This is a genomic window from Rufibacter sp. JT20002 (assembly GCF_056491185.1).
In genome coordinates this window covers 1,838,971-1,860,455 of sequence record NZ_JBSZJY010000001.1, presented here as the reverse complement: position 1 = coordinate 1,860,455, position 21,485 = coordinate 1,838,971, and the positions used below count along the sequence as shown (strand labels likewise).

17 protein-coding genes are annotated in these 21,485 nt (G+C 51.4%); 10 read left to right on the top strand and 7 right to left on the bottom strand.

All coding sequences use genetic code 11. The features are described from left to right. Nucleotides 1-10 precede the first annotated feature (10 nt). Nucleotides 11-2,377 carry a TonB-dependent receptor gene (locus tag ACW9SV_RS07375; RefSeq protein WP_479556095.1) on the bottom strand — a complete coding sequence of 789 codons (2,367 nt, stop codon included), beginning with the start codon at nt 2,375-2,377 and terminating at the stop codon, nt 11-13. Nucleotides 2,378-2,657: 280 nt separating this feature from the next. On the opposite strand from ACW9SV_RS07375, the gene ACW9SV_RS07370 reads away from it, so the two are divergent. The 3 genes from ACW9SV_RS07370 to ACW9SV_RS07360 all read left to right on the top strand — a co-directional run bounded on the left by ACW9SV_RS07370 (nt 2,658) and on the right by ACW9SV_RS07360 (nt 5,990). Next, nucleotides 2,658-3,386: a head GIN domain-containing protein gene (locus ACW9SV_RS07370; protein ID WP_479556094.1), complete on the top strand. Its 729-nt coding sequence runs from the start codon at nt 2,658-2,660 to the stop codon at nt 3,384-3,386. 438 nt (nt 3,387-3,824) lie between these two features. Beyond that, a complete protein-coding gene (locus ACW9SV_RS07365; protein ID WP_479556093.1) occupies nt 3,825-4,763 on the top strand; it encodes a hypothetical protein in 939 nt (312 codons plus the stop codon). A 288-nt stretch (nt 4,764-5,051) separates the two neighbouring features. Continuing rightward, on the top strand, nt 5,052-5,990 hold the full coding sequence (locus ACW9SV_RS07360) for a hypothetical protein (protein WP_479556092.1): 939 nt from the start codon (nt 5,052-5,054) through the stop codon (nt 5,988-5,990). Between the two features lie 93 nt (nt 5,991-6,083). Here the strand turns inward: ACW9SV_RS07360 and ACW9SV_RS07355 are convergent, their stop codons facing one another. The 3 genes from ACW9SV_RS07355 to ACW9SV_RS07345 all read right to left on the bottom strand — a co-directional run bounded on the left by ACW9SV_RS07355 (nt 6,084) and on the right by ACW9SV_RS07345 (nt 11,612). Then, nucleotides 6,084-8,402, bottom strand: a complete 2,319-nt coding sequence (locus tag ACW9SV_RS07355; protein ID WP_479556091.1) for a patatin-like phospholipase family protein — start codon at nt 8,400-8,402, stop codon at nt 6,084-6,086. A 308-nt stretch (nt 8,403-8,710) separates the two neighbouring features. Then, the gene (locus ACW9SV_RS07350; RefSeq protein ID WP_479556090.1) at nt 8,711-10,069 is read right to left on the bottom strand and encodes an HTTM domain-containing protein; all 1,359 of its coding nucleotides are present in this window, start codon (nt 10,067-10,069) and stop codon (nt 8,711-8,713) included. 166 nt (nt 10,070-10,235) lie between these two features. Beyond that, nucleotides 10,236-11,612 carry a M28 family metallopeptidase gene (locus ACW9SV_RS07345; protein ID WP_479556089.1) on the bottom strand — a complete coding sequence of 459 codons (1,377 nt, stop codon included), beginning with the start codon at nt 11,610-11,612 and terminating at the stop codon, nt 10,236-10,238. Nucleotides 11,613-11,840: 228 nt separating this feature from the next. On the opposite strand from ACW9SV_RS07345, the gene ACW9SV_RS07340 reads away from it, so the two are divergent. From ACW9SV_RS07340 to ACW9SV_RS07330, 3 genes are all read left to right on the top strand, one after another. Beyond that, entirely contained in the window at nt 11,841-13,265 is a 1,425-nt protein-coding gene (locus ACW9SV_RS07340; protein ID WP_479556088.1) for a Glu/Leu/Phe/Val family dehydrogenase, read from the top strand. A 164-nt stretch (nt 13,266-13,429) separates the two neighbouring features. Further along, a complete protein-coding gene (locus tag ACW9SV_RS07335; RefSeq protein WP_123126979.1) occupies nt 13,430-13,948 on the top strand; it encodes an RNA polymerase sigma factor in 519 nt (172 codons plus the stop codon). Beyond that, complete coding sequence (locus ACW9SV_RS07330; protein WP_479556087.1) at nt 13,932-14,570, top strand: hypothetical protein; 639 nt, start codon at nt 13,932-13,934, stop codon at nt 14,568-14,570. The genes ACW9SV_RS07335 and ACW9SV_RS07330 overlap by 17 nt, the downstream gene beginning before the upstream one ends. Nucleotides 14,571-14,651: 81 nt before the next feature. Here the strand turns inward: ACW9SV_RS07330 and ACW9SV_RS07325 are convergent, their stop codons facing one another. Next, nucleotides 14,652-14,846 carry a hypothetical protein gene (locus ACW9SV_RS07325; RefSeq protein WP_479556086.1) on the bottom strand — a complete coding sequence of 65 codons (195 nt, stop codon included), beginning with the start codon at nt 14,844-14,846 and terminating at the stop codon, nt 14,652-14,654. Nucleotides 14,847-15,136: 290 nt separating this feature from the next. On the opposite strand from ACW9SV_RS07325, the gene ACW9SV_RS07320 reads away from it, so the two are divergent. The 4 genes from ACW9SV_RS07320 (at nt 15,137) to cls (ending at nt 20,240) form a co-directional block, all read left to right on the top strand. Further along, nucleotides 15,137-16,624, top strand: a complete 1,488-nt coding sequence (locus tag ACW9SV_RS07320; RefSeq protein WP_479556085.1) for a DUF5687 family protein — start codon at nt 15,137-15,139, stop codon at nt 16,622-16,624. Between the two features lie 38 nt (nt 16,625-16,662). Beyond that, nucleotides 16,663-17,355 carry an ABC transporter ATP-binding protein gene (locus tag ACW9SV_RS07315; protein ID WP_479556084.1) on the top strand — a complete coding sequence of 231 codons (693 nt, stop codon included), beginning with the start codon at nt 16,663-16,665 and terminating at the stop codon, nt 17,353-17,355. Nucleotides 17,356-17,644: 289 nt separating this feature from the next. Next, complete coding sequence (locus ACW9SV_RS07310; protein ID WP_479556083.1) at nt 17,645-18,697, top strand: metal-dependent hydrolase; 1,053 nt, start codon at nt 17,645-17,647, stop codon at nt 18,695-18,697. A 70-nt stretch (nt 18,698-18,767) separates the two neighbouring features. Next, entirely contained in the window at nt 18,768-20,240 is a 1,473-nt protein-coding gene (gene cls, locus ACW9SV_RS07305) for a cardiolipin synthase (RefSeq protein ID WP_479556082.1), read from the top strand. Between the two features lie 49 nt (nt 20,241-20,289). On the opposite strand, the gene ACW9SV_RS07300 is transcribed toward cls, so the two are convergent. Further along, nucleotides 20,290-20,865, bottom strand: a complete 576-nt coding sequence (locus ACW9SV_RS07300; protein WP_479556081.1) for an acyl-CoA thioesterase — start codon at nt 20,863-20,865, stop codon at nt 20,290-20,292. Nucleotides 20,866-20,941: 76 nt separating this feature from the next. Then, complete coding sequence (locus tag ACW9SV_RS07295; RefSeq protein WP_479556080.1) at nt 20,942-21,475, bottom strand: hypothetical protein; 534 nt, start codon at nt 21,473-21,475, stop codon at nt 20,942-20,944. Nucleotides 21,476-21,485: the final 10 nt, after the last annotated feature.

Here is a 21,485-nt window from a genome sequence, read left to right as displayed (position 1 = left end):
GGTAATTCACTTAGAAATTGAAGTTGTAAGTAATAGCCGGGATGATCCCAAACATGTAGGTTTTCACGGCCTCCGTCCTGCTGGCATCGTCTTCGTTCTCCCGGAAGGCGATAGAAAAGGCATTTTTGCGGTTGTAAGCATTGTAGAGTGAGAGGCTCCAGCTGCTGTCATGCTTTTTGCCGGTAAGGCTTCTAGGGCGGTCATAGGTCACGGCCAGGTCCAGGCGGTGGTAAGCGGGCAACCGAAAGCCGTTGCGCGAAGAGTAGATAGGATAGGAGTGCCCTTCGTACTCAAACCTACCTACCGGCATAGTGGTGGCCCCACCGGTGGCGTACGTCCAGTTGGCTCCGAAACTCCAACGCTGGTTCAATTGGTAAGTAGTGACTACGTTCACCGAGTGACGACGATCATAGCGTACCGGGTAGGCTTTGCCTTCGTTGATGCCGGTCACCGTGCGATCAGTTTTAGACCAGGTGTAGCCAATCCAGCCGGTGAAATCGCCTTTCTGTTTGCGCAGCATAAACTCCGCGCCGTAAGACGTGCCGGAGCCGCGCAGCAGCACCGTGTCAATGCGGTTGTTCAGGAACACATCAGAGTTGTCTTTGTAGTCAATCTGGTTCTGCATCCACTTGTAATAGACTTCTACCGAGGCCTCAAACATGTTGTCCTGGAAGTTGCGGAAGTACCCGGCGGCCACTTGATCCGCGATCTGCGGTTTGGTGTAGTGGTTGCTGGGCACCCACACGTCAAAAGGCAACGAGGCAGTGGAGTTAGACAGCAGGTGCAGGTACTGGCGCATGCGGTTGTAGGAGGTCTTTATAGAGCTTTTCTCGTCTACCTGGTACTTAGCCGAGAAGCGCGGCTCCAAGCCCATGTAGTCTTTGATGACCTCCAGAGAACCGTAGTCTTTGCGCCCGATTTTGGTGAAACCGTCCTCGGCGTATTCATAGATGGTGCCTTTACCCACGTTCGCAAAATACGAGAAGCGCAGGCCGTACTCCATAGAAAGGCGCGGCGTAATCTCATACTGGTGGCTCAGGTACGCGGCGGCTTCAATAGCGTTTGAACCATCCAGCCTGATCTCGTTGAAGTAAGACTCGGGGCCTGGTTTTACTACACCCGGCTGGAAACGGTGGAACGTGCCTACCCACCCAAACTTGAACTGGTGCTGCGGATTCAGGTAATAGGTGTAGTCGTTTTTGAGGCTGTAGTCAATGATATGCGAGGTCCAGGTGAACTCAGAAGATTTCTCCTTAGAGCCCAGCGAGTAGTCAAAGTCTGAGAAGATGAGCGTGGTGTTGGTGAACAGCTTGTCATTGAAGAGGTGGTTCCAGCGCAGGGTGGCTGTAGCGTTGCCCCAGTCAAACGCGCCGGAGTTGTTGCCCGCCACATCGCGCCCAAAGTACCCGCTAACGAACAGCCTATCCTTCGGACCCAGAATGTAGTTGGCTTTCAGGTTGAGGTCATAGAAGTAGAGCTGGTTGTCTTTGATGCCTTCGTCTGAACTGAGTTTGAAGAATACATCGGCGTAGGTTCTGCGGCCCGAGAGGATGAAAGAACCCTTGTCTTTCACGATAGGCGCCTCCACGGTCAACCGGCTGCTCAGGGTTCCTATCCCGCCTGACGCCGCGAAGCGCTTGCTGTTTCCCTCCTTCATTCTGATATCGAGTAAGGAGGAAAGACGTCCGCCATGCTCCGCCGGGATGCCGCCTTTGTAGAGCTGCACGTCTTTGATGGCATCGGCGTTGAAGACCGAGAAGAAACCCATGAGGTGGGAGGCGTTGTACACGGGGGCCTCGTCCAGCAGAATCAGGTTCTGGTCCACGCCGCCGCCACGCACGTAGAAGCCGCTGGTGCCTTCGCCGGCCGTCTGCACACCCGGCGTCATCTGGATGGCCTTGATCACATCCACTTCGCCCATGAGCGCCGGCATCTTCTTGAGTTCGGCTACCTGCATCTTCATGGTGCTCATCTCCATGCTGCGCACGTTCTCGTCTTTTACATCGGTGCTGGTCACCACAACTTCTTGCAGAGTAGTCTGGTCGTTTTTGAGCTCGATGTTGAGTTTCTGCGCACCGGAGAGCGCCACGGTTTGGGTGTGCGTGGCAAAACCCAGGTAACTTACCACTACGGTGTAGGTGCCTTGTGGCAGGGTGAGGGAGAAGAAGCCGTACTCATTGGTGGCCGCGCCCACGCCAGAGAGTTCGCGCACGCTCACGGTGGCCCCAATGAGGCCCTCGCCGGAGGACTGGTCTTTCACGTAGCCGCTAAGCGTGAGTTTCTGTTGGGCGTTACTAGTAAAGGGGAGAGCCAAGAGAAAGGTGCAGAAGAAAAGCAGGAGTAACCTTCTGCCGGAGTTGTAAGGAAGAGATTGCATGACACTTTTTAAACTTGTATTCCCTCCTTGACCGCAGAAGCACCTTCTACCCCTACCTGGAACTGTATTAATCTTCTGTTAAGAAGACCAAACCGCTGTATTCCTCTATAAACCAGAGAAAGTTGTAGACCAATAGAAGCAGGTCTCTTTTGGGTTTGTTTTTAGTGAAAGCGGCTTAAAACGAAAAGAATGGAGGTACCTTAAAATAGTTTTATAGGGGCAAGCAACCCTTTGGTCTGTCTTTCCATCTTTAGGATGAAACGTAACCCAACCAACTCCCATGAAAAAACTGACCATCTTACCGTTACTGGCTGTCTTGGCCATCTTTGTTTCCCTGTCCTCGTTCCGGAATACTGAAATTGCCCGACTTAAAGACGAACAGACCCGGAACGTGGGTCCTTTCAAGAAAATAGGGTTGGCGTATCCGGCCGATGTGATCTTGCACCAGGGCAACACCCACAGCGTGAAAGTAGAAGGCGATGCCGACCAACTGGAGCAATTGGTGACTGAGGTGGAAAATGGCCGCCTGTCCATCAAAAGGAGAGACCGCGACAAGGAAATGAACTGGAACAACGGGAGAGGAAAAGTGACCATTTACATCACCGTGCCTACCGTAGACGAGCTGGCAGTAAGTGGCTCTGGTAAAATAAAAGGAGAAGGCACTTTCAAAAGCAATTCTCTGGATCTGGCGGTAAGCGGATCAGGCGGGATTGAGTTAAACGCCAACGTAGACAACGTGTCTAGCCGCATCTCGGGGTCTGGCAGCATTGAGCTGAGAGGCCAGGGCCAGCAAAGTACTATCTCAGTGAGCGGCTCGGGCTCCATGAAAGGATATGAATTCAAAACCAGCGACGCTACCGTGAGCATCAGTGGGTCGGGTTCCTGTGAGGTAAACGCTACCTCCTCGCTTAAGACCAGCATCAGCGGAAGCGGCAAGGTATTGTACGAAGGTTCACCCAGCGTAGACAGCCGGGTAAGCGGTAGCGGCTCCGTAAGAAAACGCGGATAATCAAAGTTTGTATTGGAAAGCGCACCCTGTTTTCAGCCTGCTTTTAATAAATAAGAAGTAAAACCCCCTTTAGCAGATTTGAGGTTGTGACCAGCTATGAAGCCATAGTGAAAGGGAAATCAGACTTTGTTTCTTCAGGTTTTTGGATCTGATGTTTGTAGAGAGACGCGAAATAAAGTCAGTATTTCCCTTCACCACTGGTGAGTAGGTAAACGAGAGCACCCAGAGAATTCTGTTAATTAGTTAACGCCCCGGCACCTTGAAAGAACGCAAGGTAGTCGGGGCGTTTTGTTTTTCAGTTCTTGTGAAACTAGAGGCTTGATAGGGGTAACCGGTGGTTTTTCTGTCAAAAGGAAAAATGCGGTTCTAAATTCTAGTATGAAGGCCTTCTATTCTTTTTCGTTGCTGTTTGCGGTTGCGTTGCTAAGTACGGGTTGTATGAGCGGTTACCAGGCGCTGGTACCCGATGACCGGTTATCTTTTCTTCCCACGCCCGTAACGGGGCAAGCAGTGGAGGTATTCTTCCCCGGGGAGCAGCCCCGGGATACGGCTTATGTGAAGATTGCGGTGGTAGAGCAGAAAGTAGAAGGGGAGGTAGCGTACGCCCAACTGGTGGAGCAACTCAGGCAGAAGGCTCAACTGCAGGGCATGGATGCGCTCTTGCTTCTAGGCAAAAACCAAAGCACAAAACTGAAAAGTGACCAAGGCTTGCTGGAGACGTTGGTAGAGATCACCTCCGGGGAGGAAATCAAAGACAACTACTATTCCGTGACCACCCACGAGTTAAGTGGGGTTGGCATCAAGTACAAAAAGAACTTACAGTACCTGTCCCAGTATGTGCAACACAAACGCCTTTACTCTTTAGAAAACGGGCAGGAAACGCTTCTGGCAACTATCTCCGTAGACCATCAGGGCTTGGACAAGAGTGTCTCTGCGTCAGACCAAAAAGACCAGAACCTGTACCAGCAGTATGTGCATCGGTATGACCTGCCCCATCTACTCAGGGAGGAAAGCCCCAACTGGTATTTCACCGCCGTGGCAGGACAGGTTAAGAAAAGAAAGCTGCTGAGCGGAAACGGAAGCGGTACCTTAAAAACAATCAAAATAAGCTACAACCAGGACCAATTGCCCCAAACCCTGGAAATACGAAGCCCCAGCTTTCCTGGGCCCGAAGTGATCCAAGTCTCTTACAATGCCCAGAAACAGGTGACCGAGAAGAAGGTGTACCGGGGCAAAGAGCTGCACCTGAAAGAAACCAATACGTATGATGCCTCGGGTAAACTGGTGAACACCCTCCATGAACGTATCCGGAACAACGAGGCCATTCCCTTCCTGAAAACCGTGTACGAGTACTACTCCTTACTATCCCTTAACTAACAAACACCTTTCTGTTTGGAGCTGTTTTCTCTAAAGCAGCCTCCAAACAGAATTCCTTTTGCAATGATTTTGAGTCTGTTTTCTTAAAAGAACCCAGATGTTACCCCAGGAGCCAGACTGCTATAGAGGTGCCTCTTAGCAGCCTGGCTCCTGGGGTTTGAGGGCTTTACTATTCATGAAATTTAACTTTTATTTGTAGAGAGACCTTTTACCCAAACCCAACATTCCCCCATGAAAAATGTTCTTTCTGTCCTGTTCTTAGCCAGCGCAGTGGTTAGTACAGGTTGTATGAAGAAGTATTTGCCCTCCCAATCCGAGAACCGGTTATCTTCCATCCCCACGCCTTACCAAGACCAAAACAAAGAAGTAGGAGTGTACTTTCCGGGTGAGTATCCGGCAGACAGCACCTATGTGAAAGTGGTGATTTTAGAGCACAAGGCAGAAGGAGCGGTGGCCTATAGCTCGCTGGTAGACGCCGTGAAGGCAAAAGCCAAGCAGCAGGGCATGGATGCAGTCCTTTTGCTGAATAAAAACCAAAGCACCCGCCTCCAAAAAGAAGGCCTACTCACCGAGCTAGTCTCTGAAATTATTGCCGGAAGAGAGTTAGAAGACGAGTACACCTCAGTGACTACCCACGAGTTGGCCGGCGTTGGAATCAAGTTCAAAAAGAACCTGGGCTACCTGCCCCAGTATCCCCAGAAAAAGCAGGTGTACCTTCTGGAGCAGGAAAAGGAAACCCTGCTAGCCACCGTAGGGATAGACCACCATAAAATTGCCCGAGAAGTGACCTCTGCTTCCTCCAAAGATGAGCAGATCTATGAGCAGTATGTCCATCAATATGACCTTGACCACCTGCTGAACGAAGTAGGACCTCAATGGCGGTATATGCACGTAACAGGCCAACTAAGGGCCAGAAAGCTGTTAGGCAAAGGAGGTACCCCGTTGAAGAAAGTGAAAGTGGAGTATAACAAGCAATTACTGCCTAGCAGACTGGAGTTGCAGATAGCACCCGATCCGCAACCTGAGTTTATTGACATTGCCTACAATGAAAACAAGCAGGTCACTGAGAAAACGATAAGCAGGGGCAACAAGGTGATTCTAAAGGAGGTGAATACTTTCAACCCAGACGGGAAGCAAGTAAGCACCCTCCATTACAAAATGGAAGACGGAAAAGAACAGCCTTTCCTAAAAACCGTCTATCAATACTATTCCTCTCTTTCTCTGTAATTGGTTCTAAAAGCAAAAGCGTTTCTGACCGATTCTCATCAAAATCGGTCAGAAACGCTTTTGCTTTTAGAAGTTTGCTGGTTTTAGGGAATGTTATTGCAATGTGCGCGGCCGGTACAACAGGAAACCAACGTGGCCAAATACGCCCCAGCGGTGCTCATCATTGTCATAATGGATGAAGTGCAGGGCCGCCGGCCCGATGGGCAGATGTAAAATAACCCCGGTACTGGCCGTCAGTCTTGGGCGCTCAAAACCTTTGGATCTGATGGCTTCCTGCATGGGGCCTTCTTCCAGCATCCCATGAATCACGTGCACATAGGTTTCGGTGCGCCACTCAAACTTGGTCAGGAAGGTGGTAGAGTACCTTAAGCCTGCCGCTCCGAACCGGGGAGCGCGGTACTTATCCAGGAACAGCGTGCGAGAGTCTGGCAACGGCGCAAAAACCGGAGAACTGGTGAGCGATGACCGGTAATTGGAGAAGGTGCCCTGCGTGCTGACTACCCCTTCCAGAAAATAGCCCCAGGTACTTCTATCCTTGTTGAAAGGGAAATATTCTTCCAGCGTACCAGAGATCTGGAGCCATTGATGGTCTGCCGTGCGTCTGTCTGGGTTCAGGGAGGTAGTGCCAGGTTTGTACGCTTCTTCACCCGTCACGCCTCGGATGCCCATCACCGCCCGGCGGCCGCGTGTTGAGTACATTTTCCGGTTCAGGGAGTTGCGCTCAAACCGAATCGCGGCCGTGTAGCCGTTGAAATCGGTCTCGTCCAGCACATCCTCAGAGGAAACGGACCTGACGTTGGCGTACTCGTCTTCATTGGAGAAATAGGAGACATCTGCTACTACCCGGCTCCTGAAATTATGGCTGAAGCCAGCTTGCACGCCCAGCTTGAAATCACGCTGACGCACCTGGGTACTGGCCGCATCTCGGTTCAGGAAATCGTTTACGTCGCGGTAGTTGAGAGAACTATACATCACCGAAGGTTCCACATAGAACGGCAGTTTGGCCGGTATATTCACCCTAAAACCGAACTGCCCGGCGGCATAGAACCGTCCTATGTTCGCGTTGGCGCCTACCGTGTACAGCAACCGGTTCAGGTAGCGGTACTCCAGGCCCAGGTACAGGTTGTCTACCGGCCGGGTACTGAAAACGGCCCCCACCTCGGCGGTGGCGTTGTTGCTCTGCTGCGCGTCAATGCTTAATTCATAACCGCCGGCCAGGCTATCAAACCGGATGCGAGGATAAATCCCTTTGAAGAAATCATTGGCTGCCAGGCGGTAATAGCCTTCCTCAATTTCGCCTATCTCGTATTTGTTGTCCTCGTTTCTGCGGAAGAAGTTGCGCACGTAATTGTGTTGGTTTTCTTTCAACCCTTGGATCTTGACGCTCGTGAAACGGGGCGGTGGTGCCTGCTTCTGGAATGCCTGCCGTCTTTGCTGCAAACTCACCGAGTCTACCTCGCGCTTGATGCGCTGTTTCATGAGCGGTAACTTCTCTTCGGCGGCTTTCACCCCAATGTCAATCAAATCTTTTACACGGTCAAAGGCAGTAGTACCGTATCCTTCCAGATCAGGCTGGATAAGGATGCCGTTAGGGCCAACCGCCAAGGTATCGGCTACGTCAAATCCCAAGAAAACGAGGGAAGAGCTCAACAGTTCATCGTCCTTTTCATGCGGGTATTTCTTGAAGGAGACATCGCCCACGTTCACACCAATGATGACATCGGGCTTGAATTCAGTGCGCATCACATCGGTGGGGAAGTTGTTGAACAAGCCTCCGTCAAAGAGATAGCGCCCGTCGGCCTGCCGGATGGGCCTGAACGCCAACGGTACCGCCATGGAGTTACGCACGGCATCGGCCAGAGACCCGCCTCGCTGCACGATCTGCTGCCGCGTGAAGATCTCGGCGGTAAGGCTGCGATAAGGCACAAACAACCGGTTGAAGTCATACTTAGAGATGGCTCCGCCCGCCGCTAAGGTAGAGGCCAACGCGTAGTTCAGGTTCACGTCGCTCACCAGTCCGCTGGTGGTCTGTACTTTGATGCTTTTCTGCAGAGAGATGGGCAAGCGCAACGCCGCCGGCGAGGGGTCTAAGCTGAAATAGTTGAAGGCGTGCTCTTCCAGCGGCCGACCAGATACCCAGTACTGGAATTTAGGCGACAACACCAGGTCTTCAATGTCCTGGGGCGAGTAGCCGGCGGCGTACAGCGCACCCACCACAGAGCCCATGCTGGTGCCCACAATATAGTCTATCGGGATTTTGTTCTGCTCCAGTACTTTCAGAACGCCCACGTGCGCCAATCCTTTGGCTCCACCGCCACTCAACACCAATCCAACTTTTTGCCCCGAGGCGTTTCCTGAAACAAGTGCCAGCAGCAGCGCTAATACCCTTAAATGACGTAAGAGTCTAAACATATGATAATCACTAGAAGATAGAGTAGGTAAAAGGCCTGTAGTAGTTGCTTTGTTTTCTTCTGCAGAAATGAGGGAAGATCCTGGTCAACGAAGAAGTGCCTGTAACGCACCTTAAAAGCCATTGATAAAGCCAATTAGGTGCACTTACTGGTACTTGAAAGAAAAGGTTAGTTTTATTACCCAGAAAGAAGCAGGTTAGTCTTTTCTATATACGAGAGCAACCCAAAAAATAGCCTTTACCTATTAAAATATAGGTTTGGGAGAACCAGTTGGGATTTTAGTTGCCCTACGCGCTACTGGCAAGAGTATCATTTTTTCTCTTGCAGCGGCACAATCCAGGGAGATGAGGTATGGGATTGCCACGGAACTGCTGCCAGGTTAACGGTAGAATCTACCAGGAGCTGATGCGGTCGTTTGTTAAGGCTCACGTTGGTATGTGCAAACACTTTCACTTGGGTATATCCCTGCTGTTGGTATTTACGGGCCAAGAATTGGCTGTACTGCCAAATAAGGTCAGGGCGGGTAGCTACCATTCTAGCTTGTTTGGCGGTGAGGTGCGTCTCAGGATACTCCCAAAAGGTATTGTTGTCTGCCACCACCTTGAACTGGGAGGACCCGGTCTTGGTACGCAGCATCATGTGCCAGGACATCCGGTGGCCTTCCTCGGTCCAGTTGGTGTTGCCCGGAAACCACCACTGGCGCACGGGTAAGGCTATCTGCACCACAAAATGCAAGGCTAAGAGCAGAAAGAGGCTGCGTTCCTGTATGCTCAATGACGGAGAGGGGGGCGGGGCTGATTCAAAAACGGGCTTCCGGCGCAGGAACAGGCGTCTGATGGTGTCTGGCGGAAAGAAGAAGAGGCATAGCGCCAAGGCCAGATACGGGAAAATGCCAATGTGAAACACCGCCGAGTTGAACCCATGGAAGAAGATGGCCATCAGAAAAGCCAAGAATCGGGTACGGCGCCACAGCAGCAGCGGCACTATGAGAAGGTCAAAGAAAATTCCGCCGTACACCACCACTTTCTGAAACCATGCTTGCTGCAACAGCCCGCCTATAAGCCAGAAATGGGCTTTATTCCCGAACCACACTTTCACTGGAATGCCCGCCAGCCAATCTGCATTCATCTTGGCCAGGGAAGCATAGGTGTACACAATCGCCATCTGCACCACAAAGAGAAGCAGGCACCAGCGAGGGCAGGAAAGGGAGCGCAGACCAGGGTTCCGTTTGGCATCAAGCGAGGCATAGGCGTGGGCAGGTACCAGCAACATCAAAAAACAGAGTACCAACAACAGGTAGTAATGGTTGTTGTAGCTGGCTTTCTGCATGAGGTAAGCGGCCCACCACAGCAAGGTGAACGCCGCCATGCTGGCCCGGTAAAGAAATCCCACCATGACCAGCAGCCCCAAAACAGCCATGACCCCGTAGTAGTAATACATACCGTTGCCCGGAAGCGGTTTCAGCCACTCAAACCCGATGAACGGAAAGTGAACCGTGGGGTCTATTAGATTGCTTTTCACCCAGCCCGTGGCAATGGCACCAGCCGTCTCCAAAAACAACAGCAGGCCAAAAAACCACCGGAACACCACCAAAGGCGCATTGTCTACCGGTTGCCGGAGCCATGTCAGGAGGGAGGGTTTTAAGGTTGAAGCGGTGGTGGAAAGCATGCGTAGTCTTACATGAAGGGGAATTCAGGTTTTCTCTGTACGTAGCTTTTAGGCAGCCTTGTTGAATGTTTAAGTACGGAATTTTTGCGGTATAAAACAGGCCCGGCAGTTGGTACCACCGGGCCTGTTTTACGCATGATTTCATAAAATGCGTCTTTAAACGCTGTTACCTGATGGGCTTAGGCATCACGGGCAAACTTTCGTGCCCCTCTGCGTCTACCGCCTGTACGGCGAAGAAGTAGTTGTCTTTAGAGTACGGCAGGGTAGTGGTAGTGCCGTCTACGTAAATTTTCTTTTCCCACATAGGCGATGAGGTCTCGCGCATCAAGATGTAGTACCCCGTAGGTCTTTCGCCTTTGGTAGGGGCTTTCCAACGCAGTTCGGTTTGGTTTGTGAGGTTACTGGTTACCACGCCAACTTCTTCTGGAGAGGCCGGAGCCAACGCCAGGTTCGCCAGGGTGGCCAGGTTCATGGCGGTGTTCTTGCGCACGTACTCAAAATCCACGTGCTCCGGGAAGTCACCGTAATTGATGCCGTTCTCAGTGCGCACATCCTGGTGCTGGTAGCGGTAGTTCTCGTTCATCTCACACACCCTGATGGCCGTGAAACCTGCCTGGCTGAACGGAGTATGGTCGCCGCCGCGCAGGAAACGGTCGGTGCGGTAATTCAGGACTACTTCCAATTGGGGCACGTAGCGGGAGGTCATCTCTTTCATGTAGCGGGCCAACTGACGGCTTCGGCTGTCATTCTCACCACCAATGCTTTTGCGCAGGGTCGTCATCTCAGGGGTCTCAAACGCGGGTACGCCTTCAGAGAAAATCCGCACGCGGGTGTTGTCTTTCAGGTTGGTCTCGTCTGAGAAGGAGTTCCCGATCATGTCATTGTTGAGCATAGCTACCAGGTTCCAGTTCTCATTCTTGGCGCGCTCGGCCAGGTGTTTGGCTCCGTAAAGGCCCTGCTCTTCGCCCTGCACGCACACAAAGATGATGGTAGCGGGGAACTGCTGTTTGGCCATGACGCGGGCCAGTTCTATCACGGCGGCGGTACCAGACCCGTCATCATTGGCTCCTGGGGCCTTACCTTTGGCATCCATCACATCGGTGTTGCGGGTGTCTATGTGGCCGCTCACAATGAACACGCGGTCATCGTTGGGGTCGGTGCCTTTCAAGGTGGCCATCACGTTAGCCATCTCCACGTCTTCTTTGATGCGGCGGCCGTCCGCCTTCACCAGGTACTTGTCTTGGGTGACGGTCATGCGCCCGCCAGAAGTGGCAGCGGCTTTTTGCAGTTCGGCTTCGGCCCAGTTGCGGGCGGCGCCAATGCCTTTTTTCTTGTCTTTGACGGTACTAAGCGAGTGACGGGTTTCAAAGCTAACCAGACCACGGACCAGACGCTCCAGTTCCTGCGCCGAGACCTGCTCGGTCATGCCTTTTATCACCGGATCTATCTTGACAATGTTTTGTGCCGAGGTAAGATTGGGAAGAAAAAGTAAGCCCAATGCAGCGGCACCTGCGCGGGAAAACGAAGAAATAGAATGAAACATAAAGGAGGTTCTTGCTTTGTTTGTGTAATCTGACCTGTAATTTCCGGATTATTCTGCAGAAACCAATATCAAGGCGCGGGTAGGTAGGCAAAAACAGGTTATTAGCCTGTATTCAGGAAAGAAGGTGAAAAACACAGGGTTATAAATGTTCCACGGAGAACATTTTAGGGGGGAAGCAACGAGAACTTGGGTTAGTACGTTTTACCAAAACCACCAATTGCAGAAACTATGAGCCAACCCATTTCACCCGGCAGAGAATTTCTGGACAGTGTCCATTATTACTTTGACCAGGCAGCCCAACACTCTAAACTCCACCCTGGCATTCTGGCGCAGATCAAGGTCTGTAACAGTGTCTATAAAGTAAGTTTCCCGGTAGAGGTAGATGGCCAGATACAGGTATTTGAGGGAATCAGGGCACAGCACAGCCAGCATAAATTACCCACCAAAGGCGGTATCCGGTACAGCATGCACGTGGATGAAGACGAGGTAGTGGCCTTGGCTACCCTCATGACCTTCAAGTGTGCCGTGGTAGACGTACCCTTTGGCGGAGCCAAGGGCGGCGTGAAGATCAACCCCAGAACGTCATCGGTAGAGACTTTGGAGCGGGTAACGCGCCGGTTTGCCTCAGAACTTATCAAGAAAAACCTCATAGGGCCGGCCGTTGACGTGCCTGCCCCAGATTACGGAACCAGTGGCCGCGAGATGGCCTGGATTGCCGATACGTACCACGCGTTCAAGTTTGGCGAAACTAACGCCTTGGGCAGCGTTACCGGGAAACCGGTGGGCCAAGGCGGTATCCGGGGCCGGAACGAAGCCACCGGACTGGGAATCTTCTTCGGGCTGCGGGAGGCCATGCAAGACCCGGCCGTGCTGAAACCCCTAGGTCTCACCAGCGGATTAGCCGGCAAAAGAATCATCATACAGGGAATCGGGAACGTGGGCTACCATGCCGGCGTGTTCCTGCAAAAGGAGGGAGCCATCATTATTGGCGTGGCAGAACGCGAAGGTGGTATCTACAACCCAGACGGCGTAGATATTGAGAACATATTCCATTACCGGAAACAAAACGCCAGTTTTCAGGGGCACCCTGGGGGTACGTTCATTGAGAACTCCATTGAGATGCTGGAGTATGACTGCGATGTGCTTCTGCCGGCTGCCTTGGAAAACCAGATCCACAGCGGAAACGCAGAGCGCATCAAGGCCAAGATCATCGCCGAAGGGGCCAACGGGCCTATTACGCAGGAAGCAGAACGCATCTTGCATGCCAAGGGGGTGGTCATTCTCCCAGACTTGTACCTGAACGCAGGTGGGGTAACGGTTTCTTACTTTGAGTGGCTGAAGAACCTGTCTAACGTGCGGTTTGGCCGGATGGGGAAACGCGCCGAGGAAGCCAGCCTGAAACGCCTGGTGAGCACTATTGAGAAAACCACCGGTAAAAGCCTGACCCCCGAGGAAAAGCTGCTGATCATCCACGGAGCCGATGAGCGCGACTTGGTGTACTCCGGTCTGGAAGATACCATGATCACTGCCTACCAGGAAATGCGCGAAGTCACGCACCAAGTTAAGGCCATCACCGACCTGCGCACCGCCGGGTTCTATGCCGCCATTGAGAAAATAGGCGTAAGCTACCAGTCATTGGGTATTTTCCCGTGATGTGAAGCTTGCTTCGTTTTATATATGTACCCCGTTCTGGGGCTGTTTTCAGAAAAGCAGCCCCAGAACGGGGTTCTTTTTTAGAAGGCTTTCTGTTTTTAGGGGTGCGCGTGTAATTTACCTGGCACCGTTGCTACTAATACCCTAAACCTTTACGTACTACGTTGGAGAATCCGGCCTTACGCGCAGAATTTGTGAAGCTCATTGCCCAGGATCAGGCCTTGATCCATAAGGTGTGCAGCATGTACTGCCGTGACCCCGAGGAGCGGAAAGACCTTTTCCAGGAAATAGTGCTGCAACTCTGGAGGTCGTATCCTACGTTTAAGCACGAGTCCAAGGTAAGTACCTGGATGTACCGGGTGGCGCTGAACACGGCCGTCTCCAGTTTCCGGAAAGAAAGCCGTCGCCCCCACCACGGCTCCCTCTCTGACATGGACCTGCAGATTCCGGCCGCGCCAGATACCTCCGCCGAGTATGAATTGAAAATCAAGTACCTCTACGCCGCCATTGACCAACTCTCTCAGGTAGAAAAGGCCATTGTGATGCTGTACTTAGAAGACCGAAGCTACGATGAGATGGCCGAGATCATTGGGATCACCAAATCAAACGTAGGCGTGAAGTTGAACCGCATCAAAGCGAAGTTAGAGAAGTTGTTAACCCCGGTGTATGATGAAATTAGATAGCCTCAAAGATACCTGGAAGGTGTACGCGGCCCAAGCGGCGGCGGCGCACCAGGTGACCGAGCACCAGATAGCAGGCTTACTCAAAGCCCGCACCGAGAATGCCTTAACCAAGCTCAAGCGCAACATCTACTTTGAGATGGTCTTGCAGGTAATTACCATTTTAATGGCTGGCGCTGGTGCAATTCTTTTTAGGGAAGACTCGGTGTTCCAGGTGCTATGCATGGTGGTAATGGTGGTGTGTCTGCCGTTTCTGGGCTATTTCTGGGCAAGGCTGTCGTATGTGAAAAACCTGAACGTGACCACTGAGAACCTTAGGGCTACGCTGCGCAACCTTATTGAAATGCTCACTAGCCTTACCAAGCTCTACTTTTGGACCAACATGCTACTGGCACCTATCGGGTTGGCGGCCGGACAACTGGCTTATCTCAAACTGGCTAAGGGCATCAACATCTCGCACCTGCCCTGGGAGCAGATGTACCTGCGCCTGATCATCGGGTTTGTGATTGGGGCCGTGTTGGGTTATTTCTTCTTGAAGTGGTACATCAAGCAGATGTTTGGCGGGCACCTCAAAGCTTTAAAATCGGCGTATTGTGAGTTGGAGAGTGTGGAGGTAGCGGCGTAAGGTTCTCTTTTTTTAAAATTGCTTTTTATATTAAGTTTGGTGCTGCTGGCGTAGCTTGTGTCTGTCTGTTTTTCAAGAGCTTTATTGTTGCAACTTTGCTTTGGTGCGCTCAAGGCCGCGAGGCCTCGTCTTCCGGTCTCGCGCTTCTGTTTTAGCCTTGGCCAGTAGGCCTGCCTGCGGCACCAGGTCTAAAACAAAGGCGCTCCACCGAAAGACTGGAAAAGGCATCTTCAAACTTGAGGTTGCATAGTCACTTTGAAGTTTACTTTTCTCCATTCCATGGTTCAAGTCTGCGACTTGGACCTACCATGATCTGCAGTTTGCAACTGCAGTGAGGCGCCAGCCTCAGGGAAGGCATTTCTGTTCCCCTAGTGGCGTGATCTTGTCTTTATAAGTTATTTCTACTGCTTCCTCTCTGTTCTATCCCCACGTTGATAGGCGGATCTAATCTCTTTGCAGTTCTTGCCAGATTGTGGACCCTTTTAGAAAAAAGAGCCCAAAGCTGTAATATTTAAGCAATTCTGTAGACTAACACAGCAAGTCGCCTTTCTAACAAACCTACCTTTATGATCAGATTACTACTTTCCCACCAATGGAAAGAAGCTACCCGTTCCAGTGTCTGGCAGAAGAATCTTGCCGTGAACCTGGTGCTGGGCTTCTTCATGTTCATCCTGCTGATGTATGTGGTGTTGCTGAGTGTGTTCATGGACAAAATCATTGAACAGGTATGGCCAGATAAAAATCCGGTGGCGGTAATCAATGGGGCGTTGCTTTATTACTTTCTGATTGATCTGGCTTTCAGGTTCTTCATGCAGGAACTGCCAGTTTTGGGCATTCAGCCCTACTTGCACTTACCGGTGGGCAAAGGCAAGTTGGTGCATTTCGTGCTTTGGAAATCCATCACCAGCTTTTTCAATTACATGTCATTGCTGCTGTTCATTCCGTTCGCTCTTAAAGTGCTGCCGGAGGTGTACGGGCTAAGCGGCGCCTGGATGTGGGTGTTGGGGCTTTTCCTGATCACCTTGATCAACAACTTTCTGACGCTTTATTTCAAACGACAGCTAGTGGAGAAACCCTTGGCAACCTTTGGGTTTCTGCTGGCGGTGGTAATTCTGGCTACAGTTGATTACTTGGGCCTCATCTCTTTAGGGAAGGCGTCTGGGACGTTCTTTCAGGCCTTGGGCCAGAACCCTGTTTGGGTGTTGGTGCCTTTTGTTTTGCTGGTTGGGGTTTACCTGATGAACTACAAATTCCTGGTGGCGCACACCTATCCAGAGGAAATGCGCATCCGGAAACAGTCTAAAGTAGGAGACTCCGCTGAAATTGGGTTTTTGCAGCGTTTTGGCGAATTAGGCACCTTAATCGGCTTGGAACTGAAGTTGATTCTGCGTCACAAACGTCCTAAGTCCACCACCATGATGTCTATCCTTTTTCTGGCGTACGGGTTCATCTTCTATACTCAGGAAATGTACACGAAGGGTTTCGGGATGCTCATTTTCCCGGGCATTTTCATGACAGGGTTCATGATGATGAGCTACGGACAGTTTGTGCCTGGCTGGCAAAGTGCCCATTTTGACGCCTTGCTTACCAAACGTCTTAGCCCTTACACCTTCTACTTAGCCAAATTTTGGTTGTTTGTGCCCGCCTGTGCGGCCGCTTACCTCATTACTTTGCTCTATGGTCTCATGCCGGGTATCGGCGGGAAGATCGTACTCATCAACACGGCTTGCTTTCTGTACAACATTGGGGTGAATACGTTTGTGGTGCTGTATCTGAGCACGTACAACAAGAAACGCATTGACCTGAGCAAGAGTGCTTCCTTCAATTGGCAGGGGGTAGGGGCCTCGCAGTTCATCATGATGCTACCCGCCTTGCTGCTTCCTATTCTGATCTATCTTCCCTTCGGGCTGATGGATAATCCGTGGTGGGGAATTGCCGCCATGGGCGTGGTGGGCATATTAGGGTTTATCTTCCATCGGCAGCTGCTAGGTTTAGTGGTGAACCGCTTCCAGAAAGAGAAATATGCCATTGCCGCCGGGTTCCGCCAGGCGTAGTTTTAACCTTGTTTTCTGATAAATAGCCTTTAAACGATATGATAGAAGTACGCGACCTCCAAAAAAGCTATAACGGCGTGACCGTGGTGAACATCCCGGCTCTGACCGTGCAGAAAGGCGAAACCATTGGGTTGGTAGGCAATAACGGAGCCGGTAAGACCACGTTCTTCCGGATGATACTGGACCTGATCCGCCCTTCAAAAGGTGAGGTGTTCAGCAAAGGCGAGAACGTACGCGCTACCGAGGACTGGAAGCAGTACACCGGCTCGCACCTGGATGAAGGCTTCCTGATTGATTTCCTTACCCCTGAAGAGTATTTCGCCTTCATCGGTAAGCTGAACGGACTTACGCCCGGTGATGTGCAGGCTTTTCTAACCAAGTTCAGCGACTTCTTCAACGGCGAGATTCTGGAGCAGCGCAAGTACATCCGGGACTTCTCTAAAGGAAACCAGAAGAAGGTAGGGGTGGCTGCGGCCGTCATGTCTGACCCTGAGTTGTTGATATTGGATGAGCCCTTCGCTAACCTGGACCCTAGCTCGCAGATCAGGCTTAAGAACCTGTTGAAAGACCTCAAGCGCCAAGGCATGACCCTGCTCATCTCCAGCCACGATCTCAGCCACGTGATTGAGGTGTGTGACCGCATTGTATTGCTTGAAAAAGGCAGAGTCATTGAAGACATGCAAACCGATGAAACCACCCTCCAGCAGCTGGAAAGCTACTTTACGGTGTAGTTTTCCACAGAAGAATTTGTGGAGAAAAGATTGACCACATTTTAGTAATCCACATCAAGTAAAAATATATTTTCCCTCCTTCTCAGGTTATGAAAGCCGAGAAGGAGGGCTTTTTTTGACTTGTATTTTCTGCTTTCTACATAACTGGGCAAGTGAAAGCTTTAGAAAGCTTTAGATTAAAGTCACTGGAGGGGCGATGCACAAGAGCTGTGATTTAAGCTTCTTTTCGTAAAAGAGGCATTAAAACGTCAGGCACTCCTTTGCGTAGAGAACTACCACACAGAAAGAAATGGATTCACTCACGCACGCTGCCATAGGTGCCTGCCTAGGCGAAATCATGCTCTCCAAGAAGTTGGGGAAAAAGGCTTTGCTTTGGGGCGCAGTAGCCCAGAACCTGCCCGACATAGATGTGGTAGCGGCTCTTTGGCTGCATCCCTCAGAAAACCTGCTGGTACATCGTGGAGGCACGCACTCTTTTCTTTTTGCCTTCATAGCCGCAGCAGGGTTGACGTGGTTAGCCGGCAAGTGGCACAAAGACCGCCAAGTTCCCTGGGGTCATTTCTTCCTGTTCTTTTTGGTGCAGGTGGCTCTCCATGACCTGCTGGATACCTGCAATGCCTACGGCACTGGTTTGCTGGAGCCGTTCAGCCAGGAGCGTTTTTCATTTCACCTGCTGTACGTGGCAGACCCGCTTTTCACGCTGTGGCCTTGCCTGGGTTTGTTGGCGTTGCTTTTAAGTAGAAGTTCAAAACCCAACCGAGGGCGCTGGGCTATAGTCGGGCTGGTTCCTGCGGGGCTCTATCTCTTATCGGTGGTTTACGTCAAAGCGCAGGTGAAAACTCAGGTAGAAGCCTCGTTAGCTTCTCAGGAACAAACGCACACAGACCTGTTGCTGACCCCCGATCCGTTTACTACTTGGCTCTGGTATGCCGTGGCGTCTACTGACAAAGGGTATTGGGTAGGGCACCGCTCTGTTTTCGCGCCCGAAGAGGCAAAAACCAACTTCACCTTCTTTCCCAAAAATGAAACGCTGCTAACCTCAGCCGTGAACCAGGAGGAAGTGCAGGAGTTGAAACGATTCGCCAAAGGATTTTACAGCGTGGAGCGCTGGAACGACACGTTGGTGTTCAATGTGCTTCGGTACGGGCAGATGCTGGGCTGGCAAAACCCCCAAGGCCGGTTCACGTTCCATTATTTCCTGAGCCCACCAGGGGTAGACAACAAACTGGTGATGCAGCGCGGCCGCGTGAAAGGCTGGACCCAGGAAACGGTGCAAAACCTGTTTCGGGCTATTTTTGTAAAACCTGAAGAAGGCTCCGGCTCTGCAACTGAGCAAGATTGAGGCGATTGGGTAAAGCTGATTTTAGGCCTGTTCATTAAAACTAACCCCAATAAACCGAAGATAGAGATCTGTGACATACCTGCTGAACAGCGTAGACTGGTTACTTATTTGGAACATCGTCTACTTCACGGTGCTGGTAGCGGTATGTCTGCGCATTATCTATGACACCGGGTCTACCTCTAAAACGCTGGCCTATCTGCTGCTGGCCATCTTTGTGCCGGTGGTGGGCATCATCATCTATTTCTCCTTCGGGATCAACTACAAAAAGCGGAGGATCTACACCAAGAAACTCATAGAAGACGAAATCTTCCTGCAAGAGCTGGAAGAGCGGGTGCAAACCTATTCAGAACAAATGCTGGCTGCCAGTGATGCCACCGTGCAAGGGTATAAAGAGCTGGTAAAACTTTTGCTCAATGACGGACTAAGCCCCCTAACCGGCGGAAACCAAGTCAAGCTGTTGCTTAACGGCGAGGAAAAGTTCCCCGAGGTGCTGCAGGCGCTCAAAGAAGCTCAGCACTACATCCATTTTGAATACTACATCATTGAAAACGATTACATCGGGAACCAGATCAAAGACATCCTCATCCAGAAAGCCAAGGCAGGAGTAGAGGTACGGTTTATCTATGACGATTACGGCAGCCGGTCAATCCGGCGGAAGTTTGTGGCAGAGCTACGAGCCGCTGGGGTAGAGGCGTTCCCTTTCCATAAGGTGCATTTCCTGCTGTTGGCGAATCGCCTGAACTACCGAAACCACCGCAAGATCATCATCATTGATACCAAGACCGCCTTTGTGGGGGGCATCAACGTGGCCGACCGCTACATCAACAAACCCGGGGGAAGCAAGCGGCTGTACTGGCGTGATACTCACCTGCGCATTGACGGTCCGGGCATTTACTACCTGCAATACCTTTTCTTCTGCGACTGGAACTTCTCCTCGGGCCAAATGCTGCACCCGCATCAGCGCTACTTTGTAGCCAAGCCGCACCCCAATGGCAATACTCCCGTGCAGATTGCCGCCAGCGGACCAGATTCGCCCATGCCCACCATCCTGTTTTCCATGCTGCAGGCCATTTACCTGGCGCAGGAAGAAGTACTCATTACCACACCCTACTTTATACCCGGTGAGGGAATTCTGCAGGCGCTCACGGTGGCGGCTTTAGGCGGCGTCAAGGTGAAATTGCTAGTGCCGGGCATCTCAGATTCGGCGCTGGTGAACGCGGCCGCCTGGTCGTATTATGACGATATGCTCAATGCCGGGGTAGAGATTTACTTGTACCAGAAGGGCTTTATCCACGCTAAGACCATGGTCATTGACGGGGCGGTGAGCATGGTGGGCACGGCCAACATGGATAACCGCAGTTTCGAGCTGAACTTTGAGGTGAATGCCTTTCTCTATGATGTGAATACCGCGCAGCAACTCAGAGACATATTCTACCAGGATCTGCAGTACGCCGATAAAATCAACTTGGAAGCCTGGCGCGAACGGCCCCATGTGAAACAGTTCTTTGAGAAACTGGCGCGCCTGCTCTCTCCGTTGCTGTAGACCAGAAAGCTGATTTAAGCCTGATTTTTAAAAGAAACGCTAAACCCTACTACAATTCAAAGCCTAATTGGCAGCGCTGGCCTATCAGGGTAGAGATGTTTTGGCGCAGTTCCAGGTTGGTCTTTATTTCTTTGAACTCCTGCTCAGATCGGGTTTTGATTTCTTTGCGTTGCAGCGCCTCAATAAACCGGCGGGCATCATCAGGGGTTTCCAGGAGCAGGGCAGGGACTTTGGCAGGTTTGTCGTTCTCGTCTTTGGCCACCATGGTGAAATAAGACGTGTTGGTGTGCTTCACAAACCCAGATTTCACATTCTCGGCTACCACTTTAATGCCCACCATAAGCGAGGTCTTGCCTACGTAATTCACCGAGGCCATCAAACTCACCAATTCCCCTACTTCCACGGCCTGCAGAAAATGCACTCCATCTACCGTTACCGTCACGCAATAGTTGCCCGCATGCTTGGCCGCGCAGGCATAGGCGACCTTGTCCATCAGCGACAGCAGGATACCCCCGTGTATTTTACCGCCGAAGTTGGCATAACTGGGGATCATCAACTCGGTGAGGGTAGTGCGCGAATAAGAAACCGGACGAAAGAAATCTGGCTCAAGGATGGGCTGCTGCATAACTGCTTTATAGGTGTTTTGCTAAAAATAAAGCAAAAACAGGAGAATCAGAATGAAGGCAGAAACTAAGTTGGAGCTACAGCAACTTCAGGCGGAGGGCTTGGTCGGCTAAAATAAGCACAGAGCTGAAGACCATGATGAGGAGCAAAGTCAATGAAATCTTTCTAACCCGATAGCCTCTTGCCACGCAAACCGCATAAGTGAGATAGAGCAGGATACTGATGATCAGCAGCGGCAAGGTATACGTCCCAATCCCTAGTATATGGCTAATCCGGCCTTCATCGTTCAAGTTGATGACGTTCATTCCGCCGGCCAGTAGGCGCATGTATAAACACGTTAGCAGGAAGGGAAGCAAATAGCGGTGTTCTTTTCTTTTCAGGAGGAAGTACACCACAAGCGCTTGCAAAAGGGTAATCAAGGGACCGGCTGCGCTGACAAGGTAAAAGTCAGAATCATTGGCGTACCGCCCGCTTTCTGGGTAAGAACTATTTAGGGTCATTGTCATGGCAGTGCCTAACACTTCACCGGTGAGCCAATGCGAGAACTCATGCAAAAGCCACGTGAAAACAACTGCTGCCAGCGTTGCCAGCACGTACTTGAAGGAATTCATGGAGTTTTTA

Bases quoted from the DNA above. Each gene is read 5' to 3' on its own strand.
- ACW9SV_RS07340 (WP_479556088.1), top strand. From the start codon at position 11,841: ATGAGCCAACCCATTTCACCCGGCAGAGAATTTCTGGACAGTGTCCAT.
- ACW9SV_RS07365 (WP_479556093.1), top strand. From the start codon at position 3,825: ATGAGCGGTTACCAGGCGCTGGTACCCGATGACCGGTTATCTTTTCTT.
- ACW9SV_RS07310 (WP_479556083.1), top strand. From the start codon at position 17,645: ATGGATTCACTCACGCACGCTGCCATAGGTGCCTGCCTAGGCGAAATC.
- ACW9SV_RS07375 (WP_479556095.1), bottom strand. From the start codon at position 2,377: ATGCAATCTCTTCCTTACAACTCCGGCAGAAGGTTACTCCTGCTTTTC.
- ACW9SV_RS07315 (WP_479556084.1), top strand. From the start codon at position 16,663: ATGATAGAAGTACGCGACCTCCAAAAAAGCTATAACGGCGTGACCGTG.
- ACW9SV_RS07330 (WP_479556087.1), top strand. From the start codon at position 13,932: ATGATGAAATTAGATAGCCTCAAAGATACCTGGAAGGTGTACGCGGCC.
- ACW9SV_RS07370 (WP_479556094.1), top strand. From the start codon at position 2,658: ATGAAAAAACTGACCATCTTACCGTTACTGGCTGTCTTGGCCATCTTT.
- ACW9SV_RS07350 (WP_479556090.1), bottom strand. From the start codon at position 10,069: ATGCTTTCCACCACCGCTTCAACCTTAAAACCCTCCCTCCTGACATGG.
- ACW9SV_RS07325 (WP_479556086.1), bottom strand. From the start codon at position 14,846: ATGGAGAAAAGTAAACTTCAAAGTGACTATGCAACCTCAAGTTTGAAG.
- ACW9SV_RS07295 (WP_479556080.1), bottom strand. From the start codon at position 21,475: ATGAATTCCTTCAAGTACGTGCTGGCAACGCTGGCAGCAGTTGTTTTC.
- ACW9SV_RS07300 (WP_479556081.1), bottom strand. From the start codon at position 20,865: ATGCAGCAGCCCATCCTTGAGCCAGATTTCTTTCGTCCGGTTTCTTAT.
- ACW9SV_RS07360 (WP_479556092.1), top strand. From the start codon at position 5,052: ATGAAGAAGTATTTGCCCTCCCAATCCGAGAACCGGTTATCTTCCATC.
- ACW9SV_RS07345 (WP_479556089.1), bottom strand. From the start codon at position 11,612: ATGTTTCATTCTATTTCTTCGTTTTCCCGCGCAGGTGCCGCTGCATTG.
- ACW9SV_RS07355 (WP_479556091.1), bottom strand. From the start codon at position 8,402: ATGTTTAGACTCTTACGTCATTTAAGGGTATTAGCGCTGCTGCTGGCA.
- ACW9SV_RS07320 (WP_479556085.1), top strand. From the start codon at position 15,137: ATGATCAGATTACTACTTTCCCACCAATGGAAAGAAGCTACCCGTTCC.